A 17,141-nucleotide genomic window follows, 5' to 3' on the forward strand; every position below is an offset into this window, starting at 1 on the left:
CTAAAGTTAATGCATGTAATTGTAATTTCATCATTTCCTTCGACCTCCTTTTAGAATATTTTTCTTACGTTAGTAAGTATATACAATTAATGGATAATTGTAAACATAAAAATTGAAAATTTTTAATTTTGATTAAAATGCGTATGTTTTAAAGGGATTTGACGAGAAGTATTGTATTTAACGAAATAGCGATAAAAATGGGGATGCTAAATGAAATATATGCATCTTAATGTGTTTGTTATGCTAACAATTTTTTATTTATGACTACTTGTTCTAAAGGAGAAAGAATAAAAGACATATCTGATGTTGAAACTACAAGTTTTTTAAGGTAATCATTTTTAAACGAATGATTACCTTTTTTGTATAAGAAATTTATGGAAAACCAAAGTTCTATGTGATATGGTTAATTACATAAGTAATGAACATATGAACCTAAGGTGGTGAAATTGTGAAACCTACTCTGGAGCAAAACAAATTAATATACATACAAATTGCAGAAACCATTGAATCTGATATTTTAAAAGACATATTGCTTGAAGAAGAACAAGTTCCATCAACAAATCAATTTGCGAAGATGTTACAAATAAATCCAGCTACTGCAGCTAAAGGGGTAAATGTATTAGTGGATGAAGGGATTTTATATAAAAAGAGAGGGATCGGGATGTTTGTTGCAAAGGGAGCGAAAGAAGTTGTACTAAAAAAAAGACAAAACACTTTTATGACCGAATATTTACCTAAAGTGTGGGAAGAAGCGAAAGTGCTAGAAATATCAAAAGATGAATTGATGGATATGATTCAAAAAGTTACGAAGGAGGGGAAAGAGGGATGATTACACTTGAAACGTTAGAGTTAACGAAAAAATATAAAAAGAAAATAGCTGTAAATGAAGTAACGATTTCTTTGGAAGAGTATAAAATATATGGTTTGCTTGGAAGGAACGGAGCAGGGAAAACGACTTTATTAAACTTACTGGCAGGACAAATTATTTCGAGTAGTGGAAGCGTATCTGTATTTGGTGAAAGTGTATTTGAAAATAGTAAAGCCATGCAAAGTATTTGTTTTGTTAGAGTAAAAGAAGAAGCTCATTTAAGTTATAAAGTAAAAGAAATTTTTAAGATGTGTAGCATGTTTTATAAAAATTGGGATGGAGCTTATGCTGAAGAACTGGCAAATAAATTTCAGCTGAATATGACAGAGAAATACCATAAACTATCCCATGGTATGCAAACAGTCGTAGGAATTATTCAAGGGCTAGCAAGTAGAGCACCAATTACTATTTTTGATGAACCAACTACAGGTTTAGACGCAGCACACCGTGAATTATTTTATTGTCTACTACTAGAAGATTACGGTGAGCATCCACGAACAATTATATTGTCAACACATTTAGTAGAAGAAGTAACTCATGTTATTGAAGATGTGATAATCATCAAAGAAGGAAGATTAGTTGTTCAATCCTCGGTGGAAGATTTATTACAACAAGGTCATATTATTTCAGGGCAAAAAGATAAAGTGGACGAGTTCTCAATCAATAAAAAAGCGTTAGAACGAGAAGTTTATGGAAATAAGGGCATTACTGTCATATGGGAAGAATTGTCTAATGAAGATTATGACTCTATTGAAAAATTAGGATTAGTAGTTGATGGAATAACATTACAAAAACTATTTATACACATAACTGGCGGTGAATTGAAATGACGATATTAATGAAGCAGTTAAAGTTACATATAAAATTTCACTATAAAGCAATATTAATATTTTGGATGGTAGCTTTACTCATTAAAGGAACTATGAATGCAGCTCATTTATATGGAATAGAAATTGGCTATATTCCTGAATTTATCACTAATCCTTCAATAGCGATTATGGTGTTTATCGTAGGGAGTGTTTTCATTATTCAAGATGATTTATTTCGTTTAGCTGTTTCATTTGGTGTAACGAGAATACAATATTTTTTCGGAGCCATTTGTTACATTGTAATGCAATCCGCATTGTTTTCATTTCTTCAAGTATTGCTTTTACAAGATTTAAAATATAATGTAGTACATGTTAACTTTTGGGAGCAATCGATACAACAGTTTACTTTACAACTTTTATTTTATGTTACGACAGCATGTTTCTTTCAACTAGTAGTCGTGTTTAAGCAAAGATTTAAGTGGATTGGTCTTATGATTGGTGGGACGCTTTTCTTATCAATGAATAGTGTACTTTATGGAGAAGCCGGGATAACAGGTTTAATATTTACAAACGATGCATCTTTAATAGACATTCCTTATTTTACTGTTATTTCAATCGGATTAACTATTCTTTATATCGTAACTAGTAGCATATTTATTCGTAAAGTTTCATTTGAACAAACAGTTTGAAATATTGATAGATTATTATTTTAGAGAGAAGGAAAGTATATGGGAGACACTTCTTCACTAATAACTGTCTTTTTATGTATTGCACTACTAATATTTTGGCGTCGTTATCGCTCTATGTATAAGCCAATAAAGGGCACAGGAAAACGTATTTTGTGGCCATTACTATTTTTAACTCCAGGTATTGTATGGTTTTTTGGTCCCGTACATCCAGCTATCTTACAAGTAATATTAGCAGCGTTAATTGGGGTTCTTTTCGCTATACCACTTATAGTTCTAACAAATTATGAGCGAAGAGATGATGGGAATATTTATACGAAAAAAAGTGCAGCTTTTTTAATTACTTTTATTGCACTTATTATTTTAAGATACGGTTCAAGACAATATATTGTTGATTTAGATCAACAAACGATCGGTTTATTATTTTACGTTGTTGCTGTATCATATATCATTCCGTGGAGAATTACGTGTTATATTAAGTTCAGGAAAGTTTGGCGGGAAAATAATACTCATGCTATGTAAGAAAAAACGTCTCTTTCGAGAAGTTTTTTTCTTTTTATATGTAATTGAAATCATTTGTTGAAGTGCAAGCTGACATACAATATTATAAATATAAAAAATTGAGGGGAAGTAGGGTGGATATAAATGCGTACAATTTTACTTTTTCTAAATAACATACCCATCAATGAGATAGAGAACATTAGACAAAAACATGATCCTTTATTTGGATTAATTCCACCGCATATAACGATCGTATTTCCATTTAAGAGTAATATTTCAAATGATGAATTAAAATCTCATATTTTGAATTTATCAAAAGAGGTAGGCAAAATTGAAATTGAGGTTGCAAATCGTACCACTAGTGTAGGAAACTATTTATTTTTGGAAGTGAAGAAAGGGAAAGAACAAATAGAAGAACTACATGATATCCTGTATACAGGACCTTTATTACAATTTTTGAATGAAGACATTCCGTACATACCACATATAACAGTCGGCAGAAAGACAAGTGCCGAGTTAGCTGCTGGAGTAGTTAAGGATATGCCTAGTTTTCATAAGAAGTTAAATTGTGTGATTGATAGAATTAGTGTAGAACGAATCGGAGAGAACGGGGAATCCATTATTGAATTTGAAGTGCCATTACAAAAAAGCTGACAAAAGTCAGCTTTTTAATTTTGTACATGAAGTAAAGTACCAATCGCACCGCTGTAACCATCATCTTGTAGGAAGACTGGTATTTTATTTTGATATTCTGTGTAACTACGAATAATATTTTGAAGGTGTACGTTATGACATAAAGTCGAACCGATATAGATAATATGTCCCATGTCTTTCGTTTCGGCAAATTGGAGGCTTAATGCGGTAACGACTTCACCTACAAGCCCTTGAACGGTTGCGATTATATCTGACTTACTAAAATTCGAGTTTGTATTGGTTGCTTTCCCAAAGTTACTAGCTGTTAAGTTAGTATCAATAGGGGAGAGAATATTACCGTAAATATCTCCGACTGTAATGTCTAAATCTTTTCTAGAACCTATTTTTGTCAAAGGGATTACATCCTCAAACTGATCTATATTTGTTAATAGTTTTGAAAGTCCCATAATTGTACCACCGCCAACTCCAGTTCCACCGGCGCGAATATATTGGTCATTATAAACGTAATGGATGGAAGTACCTGTACCGATATTTGTTAAAATAAAGTTGTTTATAGAATGTTTTTCTTTCTTTAATATGTATCGGACACCAGCAAGAGTAGCTTCAAATTCGTTCAGTTCAACTACTTTATATGACTCTGAAAGTAGTTGTTGTAATTGTTTTGCTTTTCCACCCGTAATACATATTTGTTTCATTCCATTGATGTTCTTAAGCCAATCAATAATTTTATCTTGTTCAAGTGAATAAAATTTTTCAAAAGCTAATTGTTTGTTTTCGTCAAAATAAGCAATTTTCGTTAATGTGCCTCCAGCATCGATACCGACTATACTTTCCATTTTCCTACTCCCAACTATGTAATATGTTTATCCTGTTAATTTCGATCAGACCGGTTGGCGGGGGATAGATAACCCGGACCGAATTAAAAGTCACTTATTCTGCTTGATATATTAATAGCTTTTCTATAGTTACAATTAGCTGATTATTAACCGTTGCAGTACCTTTACCGAGAATAAAACCTCGGCGATTGCGAGTTAGCTCATAATGCAAATCAAGTTTATCAGCGGGATATGCTTTTCCATGGAATGCAACTCCATCTAAAGAGGAGAGAAAGCCTAATCCTTCAGAATCGCTTGTATGTACAAATGCACTAAGCTGAGCCAGTGCTTCCACAATTAACATATGAGGCATATGTTTTTGATTATCATTTATAAACCATTCGTTATTTGTAATGAGTTTGTATCCTGTAACGGATTCACCTTGTTTTATGTTTGTTACTTTATCAATCACTAAAAAAGGATAACGATGGGGAAGTGTATCTTTAACATACATATGAAAGTACCTCCAATGAATAAATACCCCTGCTACAGTTAAGCAGGGGAGTTACCATTAATTTTTAACTAATTCATTTACTTTTTCAAGAGAAAAAATGCCGCTATTTCTAATGTTTTCAACAACTTGTTGTAACACTTCTTTATCTTGAACGAGTGCAATACGTACAAAGCCTTCACCGTGAGGTCCAAATGCATGACCTGGCGTAACAACGACATTCGCACGATCCATTAATGCATAAGCAAATTCTATAGAAGTCCAGCCTTTTGGAATTTCGGCCCAGACGAACATACTACCAGCTGGTTTATCGACATTCCACCCAAATGTACGGAATCCATCGACTAAAGTATCTCTACGTTCTTGGTAAATACCGCGGTTTTTTTCACAAAATGCAGCGCCATTTCTAAGGGCAGTGCATGCTGCTTTTTGAATTGGTAAAAACACACCGTAGTCTGTATTTGATTTAAACTGTGTAAGTGCACCAACAATTTCTTCATTTCCAATCATGTACCCAATACGGCTACCTGCTAAACTATAACTTTTTGATAAAGAGTTAATTTCAACGCCAACTTCCTTTGCGCCAGGGACTGATAGAAAGCTTATTGGCTTATTTCCATCGAAATAAAATTCAGCATAAGCAAAGTCATGGACAACAATAATATTATGCTTTTTCGCGAACGCGATGACCTCTTTAAAGAAATCTTCGTGAGCCATTGCTGGAACTGGATTTCCTGGGAAGTTTAAAATCATCATCTTTGCTTTATCGGCGATTTCTTCCGGGATGTCTTGTAAGTTAGGTAGGAAATCATTGTCTTTCGTTAAAGGCATGTAGTAAGATGTTGCTCCAGCCATTTGAATTCCTGTTTCATAAGCTGTATATCCTGGATCAGGAACTAATATAATATCTCCCGGATTCGCATAAACCATAGGTAAATGAACGAGTCCGTCCTGTGAACCCATTAATAATAAAACTTCTTTATCGGCATTTAATATAACATTATGAGTGTTGTTGTAATATTCAGTTACAGCTTCGTGAAATTCTTGAATACCACTTAATGTGTATCCGTAGCTTTCTTTTTCACTCGCTGTATGTACCATTTCTTCTCTTACAAAGTCAGCAGGTGGCATATCAGGATTCCCGATACTTAAATCAATCATTTTGTGACCTGCTGCAATCTTTTCTTTTTTATACGCCCCTAATTCACTAAATATAGAAGATTGGAATGCTTTCATTCTAGTTGCTAACGTGTATGTCATCAAAACCCCTCCTAAAAACAGTGTTTTCTTTCTGCGTTTTTAATAATTCTGAAAACACATGTTTACATTTTATCATTTTTTTATGAAAATTAAAACGATTGACAAATTTAGAGGAAGGATTAGTCTATTTTAAAAGAGTGGGGAATATGTTTGAGAAAGCTTTTTAAAGTAAAATAACGCAGAAAATATTTTCTGCGTCTTACATGAAGTGTCATCAGTTCTTTTTATATGTACATAATCTTTCCACTGCATAAAAGTATACATTTAATGTACCATCGACAACTTTTATAGTTTGATCCGATGTAAATGAGTTACCATAATCAATGTGATACACAGTAGAATCTTTTACAAATGAACCTTTGTATAAATCTTCTTTTTTCTTCGTTGTTTGCATTTCCACTAAATTTTGAACAATTTTTTCTTTCTTTACTTCTTTTACAACTGTTTCAAATTTATAAAATGTAGGACAAAGTCCATTTTTGTTGTCAACGACTTCCCAAGAACCGAATATATCATTATTGCTACATCCACTAAGTAGAATGATGAGTATTGGAATAAGTAATAGACCCTTTTTCATTTTCTTCTCCTTTCTTTTCAGTTTCAATAAACGTGCGAATACGATAAGACTATTGTAATAAAAAATGTTTAAATTTTTATAAAGAATTATTTAATTTCACATAAAAATTTGGAGAAAGGTGAGGTTTTTAAAGTGAAAAGGCATGAATCTAGTGTAATCTAGATTCATGCCTAGTACTCTATCTTAAGTTATGTTTGTTGAGGATAAATGAAGCGGAAAGAAGAATGACAATTCCATTTACAATATATACATTTACAATAACAAAGGTGAGGTTAGCTATTCCAAAACCATCTTTATCGAATATAGAAGTGAATGCTGTAGTAGTCAAAAAGATAATGGGAGTTAACAATAAAAATAGGAAACCTGCAACAATCCTTCTTTTAAAATTATTTTGAGATAAGGAAATGGCTAAAAATTTAGGATACCAAACATAACTAATGAAAAAAGAAGGATAATTAATAATTGGATAACATCATACATTTCCACAGCTCCTTTTTGAAAAATCTATAATTTATTGTATTCGAAAGTAGTAGGGGATACTCCTCTAAATCTTTGAACTATACAAAGTATATAATTTTTCATCCTAGAAATTGAAAAAGAATGGACCCAGTAAAATGCTGAATCCATTCTTAAGGAGTATAAGTCTTACTGCCCGTAAATCCTCTGCCGATTAAATTTTTACCTTATACATTCGCAGATTGTGACGTTTGTTTTTCAAATTGTTTTTGCTTAGATAGAGAAATAAAAATAATCAACAATGAAATAACTCCGAAGATGAGAACCATATATTGTAATCCAATCGTATCTAAGAAGAATCCCGTTCCGAGTAAGACGATTTGGAACATAACTCTCTCAAACATATTACGGAATGAGAAGAGACGTCCGTGATAACTTTTTTCTACTTTCGTTTGGAAAATTGTCGACATTATTGGGAAGAAGCAACCTACACTAAATCCAAATAAACCAAATGATACAAGGGCCATCCATTTTACATCGCTAAAGAATAACGAAAGGTGTGCAAACGCAGTACAAACTGCGAAGAAATATAGTAATTTTTCAGGTTTGAAATGATCAGATAGACGTTTAATAACGAAAGCACCTAGCATAAATGCGATACCTTCAATTGTATATATGAATCCTTTAATCGTTGGATCATGTTGCATTTCGCTAATATTAATAACCATTAAATTAAACCCGGCTATAAATAATAGGGGGATAATACTTAATATAAGTGCTGTAAAAGCAATTGGAATTCCTTTTAAAATACGAAAGACTTCCATAAAGCTATTATCTTTTGCAGCTTGTTTACTTGGTGTTATTGATTTCTTGTCTTCAAATTGCAGGAAGAAAGTTGAGAGGAATAGTAAAGCGTATGCTGCCATGGAGAAGGCATACATATACTGTAAACTCATTACAACTAAAAGAATTCCACCTAGTGAAGTACCTGCAATACGAGCGATGGTACCTACATTCATATGGACACCGTTCATCTGTAATAACTCATGTTCACTAACAATTAGTGGGATTACAGATTGTAATGCAGGGAAATAAAATGCAGCTGAAATTTGAAGTGCAATCATAAATGCAATCATAAAGGCGATACTTTCATATTGAATAGCGAAAAACATAAAAATAACACTTAAAACTCGACCAAATCCAGCATATAGAAGAACTTTCTTCTTTTCATACTGATCGATAACACGACCAGCCATAGGACCAACTAGAACACCTGCTAGTAATCCGATAAATAATATAACTGATTTCATGAAATCAGAAGGGACATATTTTTGCATGAATTCAAGGTTACCAAGTATACCAAGCCATAATCCTAGACCAGCAATAAATTCCCCAATTAGAACAATCCAAACGTTTTTATTACGCCACATAATATAAAACCTCTCCGTCTTTTAAAATGAAAAACTCCTATATAAAACCTCCTTATTTTATCTATTATTTTTAACGAACTTTTTTAGAGTCAGAGTCTATATTACGTGTTTCATGAGTGGATTTCAATTTTTTTGATTTGTGAAAAAATCACTTTGTTAAGTACTGAAATAAGCAATTCAAAATGTAAAAAAACTTATGCTTAAATACCAATTGATAGTAAAGATAGACATAGAAAAAATAAAAAAGCAAGAACGTATATACTACGTCTCGCTTTTTTGAAATGCAAAATTAAACAAATAAATTTACTTAGCAACACTTATGATCTTGTCCAATAGCTAAACCGCTAAAAGATAGTGGACCAACAACGTTTGCACTTGCACCACTAGTAAGGTTCTCTACAGTTAAAGAGTATTCGTGAGTCCCGCAGCTAACATTTTGATCTATAGCTTGAAATGTTTGCGCGTAAAATTGCTCAGAATCTGTAGATTCAATTCCTACTTGAGCGTTGAAGATTTCTGTATTGTCACGGAAAATTCGGAATAAAACTTGTGAAATCTCAGTTATACCTTCAACTCCAACTGTAGCGATTAATTCTACTCGATTATTACGTGAATCTCTACTTGAAATTCTCAATTTCAAATTTGCTAGAATTGCTTTATTTGGAGAAGCTGGGATTGCAAAAGTGGTTTCACCTGTTTTACTAATAGGTTGAGTAGCTTGGTAATCAATGATATGAGTCAAATTCGTCACCTCCTCATATACTAAAATATGAAGGTAACGATGAATTAGTTTGGACAAATACTAAAATGTTTTAATAGAATAATCGAGAATGGTTGTTAAAAAAGAAAAACGTATAAAAGCATCAAGAATGTATCATGCTTATACGAAATACTTCTTGATGCTTTTAATACTCTAAGCAGAAAACTCTTCTTTACGTACTTCGAAGAATTCATTTCGGCGTAAGTAATTATACGTTTTTTCCGAAACTTCTTCTTCTTGAGAGACTAAAAAACGACGATTAAACGCATAGAAGGATTGTCCTTTAATTAATTTTACGTAATATATTTTAAACGCCTCCTCTAACTGGGGTATGTCTTGCTTCATATTATGATAGCCGATATCCCTATTAAAAATACTTGGAGTTTGAAAGAGGATAAGCGGGAAGATGAAAGTGCTTACAAATTTGTAAGGTTTGTGTCACCTTTTCCGATAGTTTCAATTAATCAATTGCTACTATACTACAAATAAGTTCCATAAAATAAGGGGGTAAAAAGATGGATGAAGTAATTGGAGAAGTTGTAGCTGGAATTTGTGAATTTGTAGTAGAAGTAACGGCAGATGTTATAGGTAACTTAGTTTCAGGAAATGAAAAAGAGGAGAAAGAAACTTTATAGAAAGATTTAAATTAATAAACTGATTTTAACATACATAGATAAACTGTGGGATACGTCTCACAGTTTTTTATTTCTTGGGGTGATATGTCATACGTCTAAAAGAGGAATTGATAATATGAAAGAGAACTTATTAATTAACTGAATCGTATATGTGAATAATAATAGAAAGAAGATGATAAAATGAGCAAAGAAGAGCTTGTAAAGAAACAGTTCGGTAGTAATGCAGAGAAGTATGTGAAAAGTAAAATACATGCACAAGGACCGGATTTACAATATGTAGTTCAACAAGTTGAAACTCGCCATAATACTCGACTTCTTGATATTGCTACTGGTGGTGGACATGTTGCAAATATATTAGCACCTATGTTTGCAGAAGTAGTTGCACTTGATTTAACAGAAACGATGTTGGAAAAAGCAAAAGGTTTTATAAAGAAAAATGGCCATGAAAATGTGTCTTTTGTAGCTGGAAACGCAGAAGATTTACCATTTGCAGATCAATCTTTTGATACAATTACATGCCGTATTGCAGCACACCATTTTACGAATCCGGTGCAATTTATTTTTGAGGTGAATCGTACGTTACAGGATAAAGGGCTATTTATATTAATAGATAATGTCTCACCAGAAAATAATGAATTTGATACTTTCTATAACTTTATAGAAAAGAAACGAGATCCGAGTCATGAACGAGCTTTAAAGAAAACAGAATGGATTAAGTTATTGGAAAAAAGCGGTTTGCAAATGCAGTCATGTTTCACCTTTGATAAAAAGTTTGATTTCGACTGGTGGTGTGACATGATGGACGTACCAGTGCAAAAGCGTGAAAAGTTAACAGAGTGTATGATGAAAACACCAAATGAAATGAAAGAATACTTTAATATTCAATTTGAAAATCATAAAGTAGAGTCGTTCTATACTGAAATGGCAATGTTTATATGCAAAAAAAGTACAACGTTACAAAGATAAAGTGAAATTTTAGTCGGCGGGAGAGTGTCCACTTCTTTCTCATTACTAGTCTTCAACAACCGAGCTGCCCCCGGCAAATAGCAGAATAAATATGTTGCAGTCTTTCCGAAGTACGATATACTTAGTACAGAGAAAATGAGAATTGAGGAATAGTAATAATGATTCGTGTACGTATTGAAGGAACTGAGGAAGAAATGCTTGAATTTATGGAGAAAATGCCGGACATTCCTGGTTTTGAAAAAACACATATGAGAGAACCGAGAAGAGGAAATAATCCAAAATATGATTCCAGTAAAAATGTACTAGCATATTTATCTTATAAAAAGATAGAAGTCGCCAATAAATAGGCGGCTTTTTTTATTTTGTGCGGTTTCACCCCCTTGTCTTTTTCGCATAATAATGATAGTAGGTTACGCTGAAGAGGGGTGAAAACAGTTAATAAGAAAATAATTTTTTTCGGAGATTTTGGTATTGATGATGCCGTAGCTTTAATTTATGCAAATAAAACATGTAAATTAGATATTTTAGGTATTGTTGCAGAGTATGGGAATGTATCGAGGGAAATTGTTACGGAAAATGTATATTTTTTAGAAAGATACTATGCGACAAAAGTGAAAATTATTGAAGGGGCTAGTAGGCCTATGACAGCTGAAGAACCTTTATTTTTCCCTGAAATTCACGGTGATCACGGATTGGGACCAATTATTCCACCTGAAATGCGAAATTGTAAAGGGGAAAATTTTTGTGAGTTGATTACATTAATTGAGCCGTGTCCAGAAGAGATTATTATTGTTGCGACGGGACGGTTGACAACACTTGCAACGTTATTTTTATTGTATCCAAATGTAATGAATCGTATTTCTTCTTATTATATAATGGGAGGCGCTTTCCTATTTCCTGGTAATGTTACACCAGTATCTGAAGCGAATTTTTACGGTGACCCAATTGCGGCGAATATTGTTATGAAGTATGCGCAGAATGCTACTATATATCCGTTAAATGTAACGCAAGCAGCACTTATTACACCTGAAATGGTCGATGTTATCGATAAACAAGGAACCGGACAGGCGAAACTAATTAAGCCAATGATTGATTTTTACTATGATAACTTTTATAAAAAAGAGTATCCGGGTATTGGTGGGAGTCCGATTCACGATTTACTTCCGTTCATTTCATTTATAAATGATGATATTTTTGAATATAAAAAATCAGCAGTTTGGATAAGTACGACAAATGATATAACGAGAGGTCAAAGTGTTGCGGATTTTAGGAAAATATTTGAACCAACGACGTTTGATAATAGACCTGTACAAAAAATCGCGGTTGGTTTTAACTATCCAGCTTTTAAAGACGAGTTTATGAAGACGATATTGAAGCCAGATTGTCCTTAAGTTTTTTATATACAATTTGAATGATTTTTAAAGAGCGAATAACTTATGAGAAATGAAACATAACTAATGATAAGTAATTGTTTCTAATTATAATTTTTTGTTTCTATATAAAGGAGGCTTTCATATGATTTGGTCATTAATTGTCGGTGGTATATTAGGATGGTTTGCAAGCTTAATCACTGGAAGGGATGTACCTGGTGGTGTAATTGGTAATATTATTGCTGGTATTGTCGGTTCTTGGCTCGGTACGGCGCTACTCGGTAAATTTGGTCCTGTTATAGGCGGATATGCAATTGTCCCGGCTTTAATAGGCGCAATTATTTTGATTTTCATCGTAAGTTTTATATTTCGATCAATGCGAAAATGAATACAAGGGACTGCTTGCGTTTGTAAGCAGTCCCTTTGAATTATGTTGTTTAATCTGTTATGCTACTGTTATACAATCAGGAGGTGTCAGCATTGAAAACATTTACAGTAAATTTCCATCAAGAAGATAATGCAAAAGCGACAACAGTACATAAACTAAGTGAAGAGGACTTCAATAAAGCAACAGAAAAAGGTACTCGTCATCTATTTGATTTAGATACAAACGTTGGTTTCTTTGTATTCTTTGACGCAGAAGATGCAGAAGGAAATGATCAATACTTAATGTTACAATACGAAGGGGATCATGAAGAGCCTAGCGCTTGCTACGGATTTGATTTAAAACTATACTATCAATTTTTAGCGCTATACTTAAACGATCTTGAATTCCATGGCGAGACAGATGAGGAAGAGGAAGAGTATGGTCCGATTCATCATTTAGCGCATTTACTTTATCATATTGTGGAAGATGGTAAATCAATCGAAGTGTAATATACATATTTGAAGCTGTCCTTAATTAGGACAGCTTTTTAATTATATGATATGGGCTATATAGACCACAGGTTAAATAAGTGGAGTTTACGTAAGGTTTCTTATTTCTTCCATGTTTCAATGGCGATACATCTGTTATAATGAGCGTAAATAAATTTCTGGAGGCTAATTCAATGCTTGTAGATGTAAAACACTTTATTAAAGCAGCAGGTTTAACATGTATAACGGCACTGTGTGGAGATAGTACATTCGCTCATAATTTTGAAACTGTAAAAAGTACAATTACTACATATGTAAAGAAATTAACACTTATCTCTTAGTTTTACTTTAACGGGTTCAGTTACGGGAGAGAGAATATAAAATAACACACAAATTAGGGATGTAAATCACATATGATTTAGCATCCTTTTTTATTGTTATTACAGTGTTTAAGCACTTTTATCATTGCCAAATTGGTTGTTATATCTATTCTAATTTTAATCCAAAACACGCACAAATGGCTCTAATGATACTTCGAACCCATTATAACTTTTTTATGCCATTTACTACAAGGGAAGGGAAAAAGAAAACAGTAAAAACACAAGCACAAAGATTGGGGATTACTGACAAAGTGTTTGATTTAAAAGATATAATTTACTTTAGATAGTTCACTCAAATAATGGTGTACTATATTTTTTAAAAGGGAAATGGAAAATTTATGATAAAATAATTATAGAGATTGTGAAAAAATGCTCTTAAATTAACGGTCAGGTTACTTTAAGAAGGATTTTTCAAGGGAAATGGTGAACATCATATTTTGAAGGGGTGATTGCAGTGGAGTAAGTGGTTTTTTTAATCTTGGTTAAATACTTTGAAGGAAGGGATTTATAACTATGAATACAAAACTAATAATAGTAGAAGGTTTACCTGGGTTTGGAAAATCAACCACTGCAAAGCTAATAAATGAAATTCTAAGCCAAAATAAAATTGAAGTTGAACTATTTTTAGAGGGAGATTTGAAGCATCCAGCCGACTATGATGGTGTATCTTGTTTTAATAAATTTGAATTCGATAGATTATTATCTAACAGTGGAAATTTTAAAGAGGTGCTTCTTAAAAGAGTTCTAAAAAAAGGAAGCAATTATTTATTACCATACAGAAAGATAAAAAATGAGTTTGGTGACCAGTTTTCGGACGAATTATTTAACACTATTTTTAAAAACGATATATATGAATTATCATTCGATAAAAATGTTGAATTAATTGCTGAAAAATGGAATGACTTTGCTGAAATTGCTCTAGAAGACAATAAGGTTTATATCTTTGAATGTTGTTTCATACAAAATCCATTAACTATTGGGATGATTAAATATGGTGAACAAAAAGAAAAAATAATAAATTATGTAATGAAAGTTGCAAAAATTATAGAGAATTTAAATCCAATGTTATTGTATGTAGAACAAGATAATCTTGAATTTTCATTTAGGAAGGCATTAAAAGAAAGAACTCCAGAATGGTCCACAGGAATTATCGACTATTACACTAACCAAGGCTATGGGAAAGAACATAACCATTCAGGTGTAGAAGGAGCGATAAAAGTTCTTGAAGCTAGAAGGAATTTAGAGTTAGAAATATTCGATATGTTAAAAATGAAAAAAGAAAAAATCAATAATACAAAATATGAAATTGATTCATATAGGTCAATGTTAAAAGATAAGTTAACAACACAAATGGTGAAATAGCTTTTTACACTAACTGGTGCTTTAGTTTGCTATTTATAATACGAAACGGGGTGCGAAATGCATACAAATTATTGTGTTATTTCTAATGGTTATTAGCATTTTTCTCTCCCTAAACTGAACCCGTTAGTTTTACTTCAAGTTCTTTTTTATTTGATATAAAGTCTGTTGTTTTTTGCGTTTACATATACTTTTTGTGACACACTCTATTTCATACGATAGAAGAAGGATATAGAAGGTAAAAAGAGAAGGGGTATATAAGGAAAGTATAAACAACAAAATCTCGATTTAGTTGAAATCGATACAAGCTAAAAATGATGTTATAGAATGTTTATCAATAGGAGGTAGAAAAGTATGAAAGTATATTTGAGAGTACTGAAATTTTTTCTAACTTTAACATGTGTAATAACATTGATTGCTTGTACGAATACGGAGGAAAAGAAACAAAAAAATTCAACATCTGAAAATGATACTTTTGAAATGGGTAACAAGAATGAGGATGCTGAGCCGAAAAATCAAGATTCAACAAAACCTTCAGCAGATTCTAATTCGAAAAATACAGCACTTAACCAAAAATCAATTAACCATGTTAAAGAGTTGTTTGAACAAGCGAAAGAAGGTAAAGTGCCTAATATACCGTATGCAGCACATACAGGTGACATCGAGGAAATCGAAAAAGCGTGGGGAAAAGCAGATAAAACAGAGCAAGCAGGTAACGGAATGTACGCAACTTTTACAAATAAAAATGTTGTATTTGGGTTTAACAAAGGATCACAAGTTTTTGATGTACGTTCTTATCATGCTGAACTTAAGTTAATTACGTTACAAGAAATTGAAAAAGCTTTAGGAAAGCCAGCATCGGTTAAAGTAAATGGTAATGATAAAATATACGTTTATAAAGTAAATGACCAATTTGAATTAAAGTTCGTTATTCCAAATTCAACTGGTAAAGTAAATCATATTTCGGTTTTCTCACCGGAGGATAGTATTAATAAAATGGCAGGTTAAAAGAGCTGTTCCTATAGGGACAGCTCTTTTACTTTTGTACGTTCTAATGACTGAACGAAAACGGCTTGAATGATCCCGCCAATTATTAAGAAGAAGGCACAAATATAAAATAAAGTACTACCACTAAATGTGCTTACTAATAATGCTCCTACAAACGGTCCGCAAGTTCTTGAAATATCCCAGTGTATACCGTAAATCGAAAAGTACAATCCGCGTCTATGACTTGGAGCGATTTGTGAAACGAATCGAAGTAAATGATTTAAAGCAATGCTTTGCCCAATTACTAAAAAGAGTAATGTAAAGAATAATGACCATATTGTTGTAGAATAACCGTATCCAATCGCAGCTAACGTATAGCAAGTATAGGAAATGATAATGATTTTTGACATTGAAAATCGTTCGGACCATTTTACAAGAAATATTTGGAGAATGACTTCCATAACAGCTTTACAAGTCGAGATAAATACGAGTACGTATAGAAAATTTGGAAATACACTTTCGGCATATATTCGATAATTCGATTCGGTTTGAGCATAGAAAAAACTAATAGGAAGTGTCGAGACCATAAGACCAAATACAGCATAATGTTTTGAAATAAATTGTTTCGGTGAATATATGTTTTTCGTTGTTTCGGCATTTTTCATAAGTGGAGCTGTTTCAGGAAGCTGCGTCCAAATGAGTACGGCATATAGCGTAAGGGCTACACCTTGCAGCATAAATAAATATTCAGGGTGGCTATTATAGAAAAAGGCGCCGAGTAATGGACCAATTACAGACCCAATCGCTCCCATCGTTTGCAAAACAGCAAATATTTCAGCCTGTTGTTCTTTCTTTGTTAAGTCAGCGATTTGAGCCCGCTGTGCGGGAATATATAAGGAGCGTCCAATACCATTTAAAATATACAGTAAAGCGAAAAACGCGACTGATTCAGCGAAAACGAATCCACTTACGGCAAAAGCTTGTAAAAGTAATCCGATTAACATGATTTTCTTTCGGCCGTATTTATCTGTTACACCCCCAGCAATTAATGTAAACACAATATCAGATAGTGGCTGTAATCCAAAAAGAAGCATCGTTACGATGATATTTCCATTTAACGCTTTATTAACGTGAACAATAAAAATAATGGCTAACATCGCTTCTGTTGTTCGGACTAATAATTCACCAAAAAAACGAATGAGAATGGGTTTGTTATAACGATTTATCAGTTGATTCATTTCTATGTCCTCCTCTCTATATTG

At 32.6% G+C, this 17,141-nt stretch carries 21 protein-coding genes and 2 pseudogenes; 14 read left to right on the forward strand and 9 right to left on the reverse strand.

What is annotated here, in order from left to right:
- Window positions 1–448 precede the first annotated feature (448 nt).
- The 5 genes from EUC40_RS12430 (at window position 449) to EUC40_RS12450 (ending at window position 3,518) form a co-directional block, all read left to right on the forward strand.
- Window positions 449–829 (forward strand): GntR family transcriptional regulator, encoded by a 381-nt coding sequence (locus tag EUC40_RS12430; protein ID WP_156575488.1) that lies wholly within the window; start codon window positions 449–451, stop codon window positions 827–829.
- Window positions 826–1,698, forward strand: coding sequence for an ATP-binding cassette domain-containing protein (locus EUC40_RS12435; RefSeq protein WP_156575489.1), 873 nt, complete (start codon window positions 826–828; stop codon window positions 1,696–1,698). The genes EUC40_RS12430 and EUC40_RS12435 overlap by 4 nt, the downstream gene beginning before the upstream one ends.
- Window positions 1,695–2,366 (forward strand): DUF4052 family protein, encoded by a 672-nt coding sequence (locus tag EUC40_RS12440; protein ID WP_156575490.1) that lies wholly within the window; start codon window positions 1,695–1,697, stop codon window positions 2,364–2,366. The genes EUC40_RS12435 and EUC40_RS12440 overlap by 4 nt, the downstream gene beginning before the upstream one ends.
- Window positions 2,367–2,405: 39 nt before the next feature.
- A complete protein-coding gene (locus EUC40_RS12445) occupies window positions 2,406–2,885 on the forward strand; it encodes a cytochrome c biogenesis protein CcdC (protein WP_156575491.1) in 480 nt (159 codons plus the stop codon).
- Between the two features lie 123 nt (window positions 2,886–3,008).
- Entirely contained in the window at window positions 3,009–3,518 is a 510-nt protein-coding gene (locus EUC40_RS12450) for a 2'-5' RNA ligase family protein (RefSeq protein ID WP_156575492.1), read from the forward strand.
- A 14-nt stretch (window positions 3,519–3,532) separates the two neighbouring features.
- Here the strand turns inward: EUC40_RS12450 and coaW are convergent, their stop codons facing one another.
- From coaW to EUC40_RS12490, 8 genes and pseudogenes are all read right to left on the reverse strand, one after another.
- Complete coding sequence (gene coaW / locus EUC40_RS12455) at window positions 3,533–4,354, reverse strand: type II pantothenate kinase (RefSeq protein ID WP_156575493.1); 822 nt, start codon at window positions 4,352–4,354, stop codon at window positions 3,533–3,535.
- Between the two features lie 94 nt (window positions 4,355–4,448).
- Window positions 4,449–4,847, reverse strand: coding sequence for a 3-hydroxyacyl-ACP dehydratase FabZ family protein (locus EUC40_RS12460; protein ID WP_156575494.1), 399 nt, complete (start codon window positions 4,845–4,847; stop codon window positions 4,449–4,451).
- A gap of 57 nt (window positions 4,848–4,904) precedes the next feature.
- Window positions 4,905–6,104 carry an LL-diaminopimelate aminotransferase gene (locus EUC40_RS12465; protein WP_156575495.1) on the reverse strand — a complete coding sequence of 400 codons (1,200 nt, stop codon included), beginning with the start codon at window positions 6,102–6,104 and terminating at the stop codon, window positions 4,905–4,907.
- Between the two features lie 214 nt (window positions 6,105–6,318).
- Window positions 6,319–6,681: a hypothetical protein gene (locus EUC40_RS12470; RefSeq protein ID WP_156575496.1), complete on the reverse strand. Its 363-nt coding sequence runs from the start codon at window positions 6,679–6,681 to the stop codon at window positions 6,319–6,321.
- Between the two features lie 178 nt (window positions 6,682–6,859).
- Window positions 6,860–7,161, reverse strand: a pseudogene (locus EUC40_RS12475) (hypothetical protein).
- Between the two features lie 203 nt (window positions 7,162–7,364).
- Window positions 7,365–8,567: an MFS transporter gene (locus EUC40_RS12480; protein ID WP_156575497.1), complete on the reverse strand. Its 1,203-nt coding sequence runs from the start codon at window positions 8,565–8,567 to the stop codon at window positions 7,365–7,367.
- 307 nt (window positions 8,568–8,874) lie between these two features.
- Window positions 8,875–9,309: an exosporium protein ExsC gene (exsC, locus tag EUC40_RS12485; RefSeq protein WP_156575498.1), complete on the reverse strand. Its 435-nt coding sequence runs from the start codon at window positions 9,307–9,309 to the stop codon at window positions 8,875–8,877.
- 171 nt (window positions 9,310–9,480) lie between these two features.
- A complete protein-coding gene (locus EUC40_RS12490) occupies window positions 9,481–9,633 on the reverse strand; it encodes a YqbF domain-containing protein (RefSeq protein ID WP_071712142.1) in 153 nt (50 codons plus the stop codon).
- A gap of 509 nt (window positions 9,634–10,142) precedes the next feature.
- On the opposite strand from EUC40_RS12490, the gene EUC40_RS12495 reads away from it, so the two are divergent.
- The 9 genes and pseudogenes from EUC40_RS12495 to EUC40_RS12530 all read left to right on the forward strand — a co-directional run bounded on the left by EUC40_RS12495 (window position 10,143) and on the right by EUC40_RS12530 (window position 15,900).
- Window positions 10,143–10,928, forward strand: coding sequence for a class I SAM-dependent methyltransferase (locus EUC40_RS12495; RefSeq protein ID WP_156575499.1), 786 nt, complete (start codon window positions 10,143–10,145; stop codon window positions 10,926–10,928).
- A 158-nt stretch (window positions 10,929–11,086) separates the two neighbouring features.
- Entirely contained in the window at window positions 11,087–11,275 is a 189-nt protein-coding gene (locus EUC40_RS12500) for a DUF3970 family protein (RefSeq protein ID WP_071711923.1), read from the forward strand.
- Window positions 11,276–11,353: 78 nt separating this feature from the next.
- On the forward strand, window positions 11,354–12,319 hold the full coding sequence (locus EUC40_RS12505; protein ID WP_156575500.1) for a nucleoside hydrolase: 966 nt from the start codon (window positions 11,354–11,356) through the stop codon (window positions 12,317–12,319).
- A gap of 124 nt (window positions 12,320–12,443) precedes the next feature.
- On the forward strand, window positions 12,444–12,686 hold the full coding sequence (locus EUC40_RS12510) for a GlsB/YeaQ/YmgE family stress response membrane protein (protein WP_000638303.1): 243 nt from the start codon (window positions 12,444–12,446) through the stop codon (window positions 12,684–12,686).
- A gap of 92 nt (window positions 12,687–12,778) precedes the next feature.
- The gene (locus EUC40_RS12515) at window positions 12,779–13,174 is read left to right on the forward strand and encodes a hypothetical protein (protein WP_000847585.1); all 396 of its coding nucleotides are present in this window, start codon (window positions 12,779–12,781) and stop codon (window positions 13,172–13,174) included.
- A 173-nt stretch (window positions 13,175–13,347) separates the two neighbouring features.
- Window positions 13,348–13,494, forward strand: coding sequence for a chorismate mutase (locus tag EUC40_RS12520; protein WP_071711925.1), 147 nt, complete (start codon window positions 13,348–13,350; stop codon window positions 13,492–13,494).
- A 140-nt stretch (window positions 13,495–13,634) separates the two neighbouring features.
- Window positions 13,635–13,820, forward strand: a pseudogene (locus tag EUC40_RS27510) (hypothetical protein); the annotation flags it as partial.
- Between the two features lie 226 nt (window positions 13,821–14,046).
- Entirely contained in the window at window positions 14,047–14,895 is an 849-nt protein-coding gene (locus EUC40_RS12525; protein WP_156575501.1) for a P-loop NTPase family protein, read from the forward strand.
- 351 nt (window positions 14,896–15,246) lie between these two features.
- Complete coding sequence (locus EUC40_RS12530; protein WP_156575502.1) at window positions 15,247–15,900, forward strand: YjgB family protein; 654 nt, start codon at window positions 15,247–15,249, stop codon at window positions 15,898–15,900.
- An 11-nt stretch (window positions 15,901–15,911) separates the two neighbouring features.
- Here EUC40_RS12530 and EUC40_RS12535 read toward each other — a convergent pair whose 3' ends face one another.
- Window positions 15,912–17,117 carry an MDR family MFS transporter gene (locus tag EUC40_RS12535; RefSeq protein ID WP_156575503.1) on the reverse strand — a complete coding sequence of 402 codons (1,206 nt, stop codon included), beginning with the start codon at window positions 17,115–17,117 and terminating at the stop codon, window positions 15,912–15,914.
- Window positions 17,118–17,141: the final 24 nt, after the last annotated feature.

It is taken from the genome of Bacillus luti, assembly GCF_009739945.1.
GTDB classification, from domain to species: domain Bacteria; phylum Bacillota; class Bacilli; order Bacillales; family Bacillaceae_G; genus Bacillus_A; species Bacillus_A luti.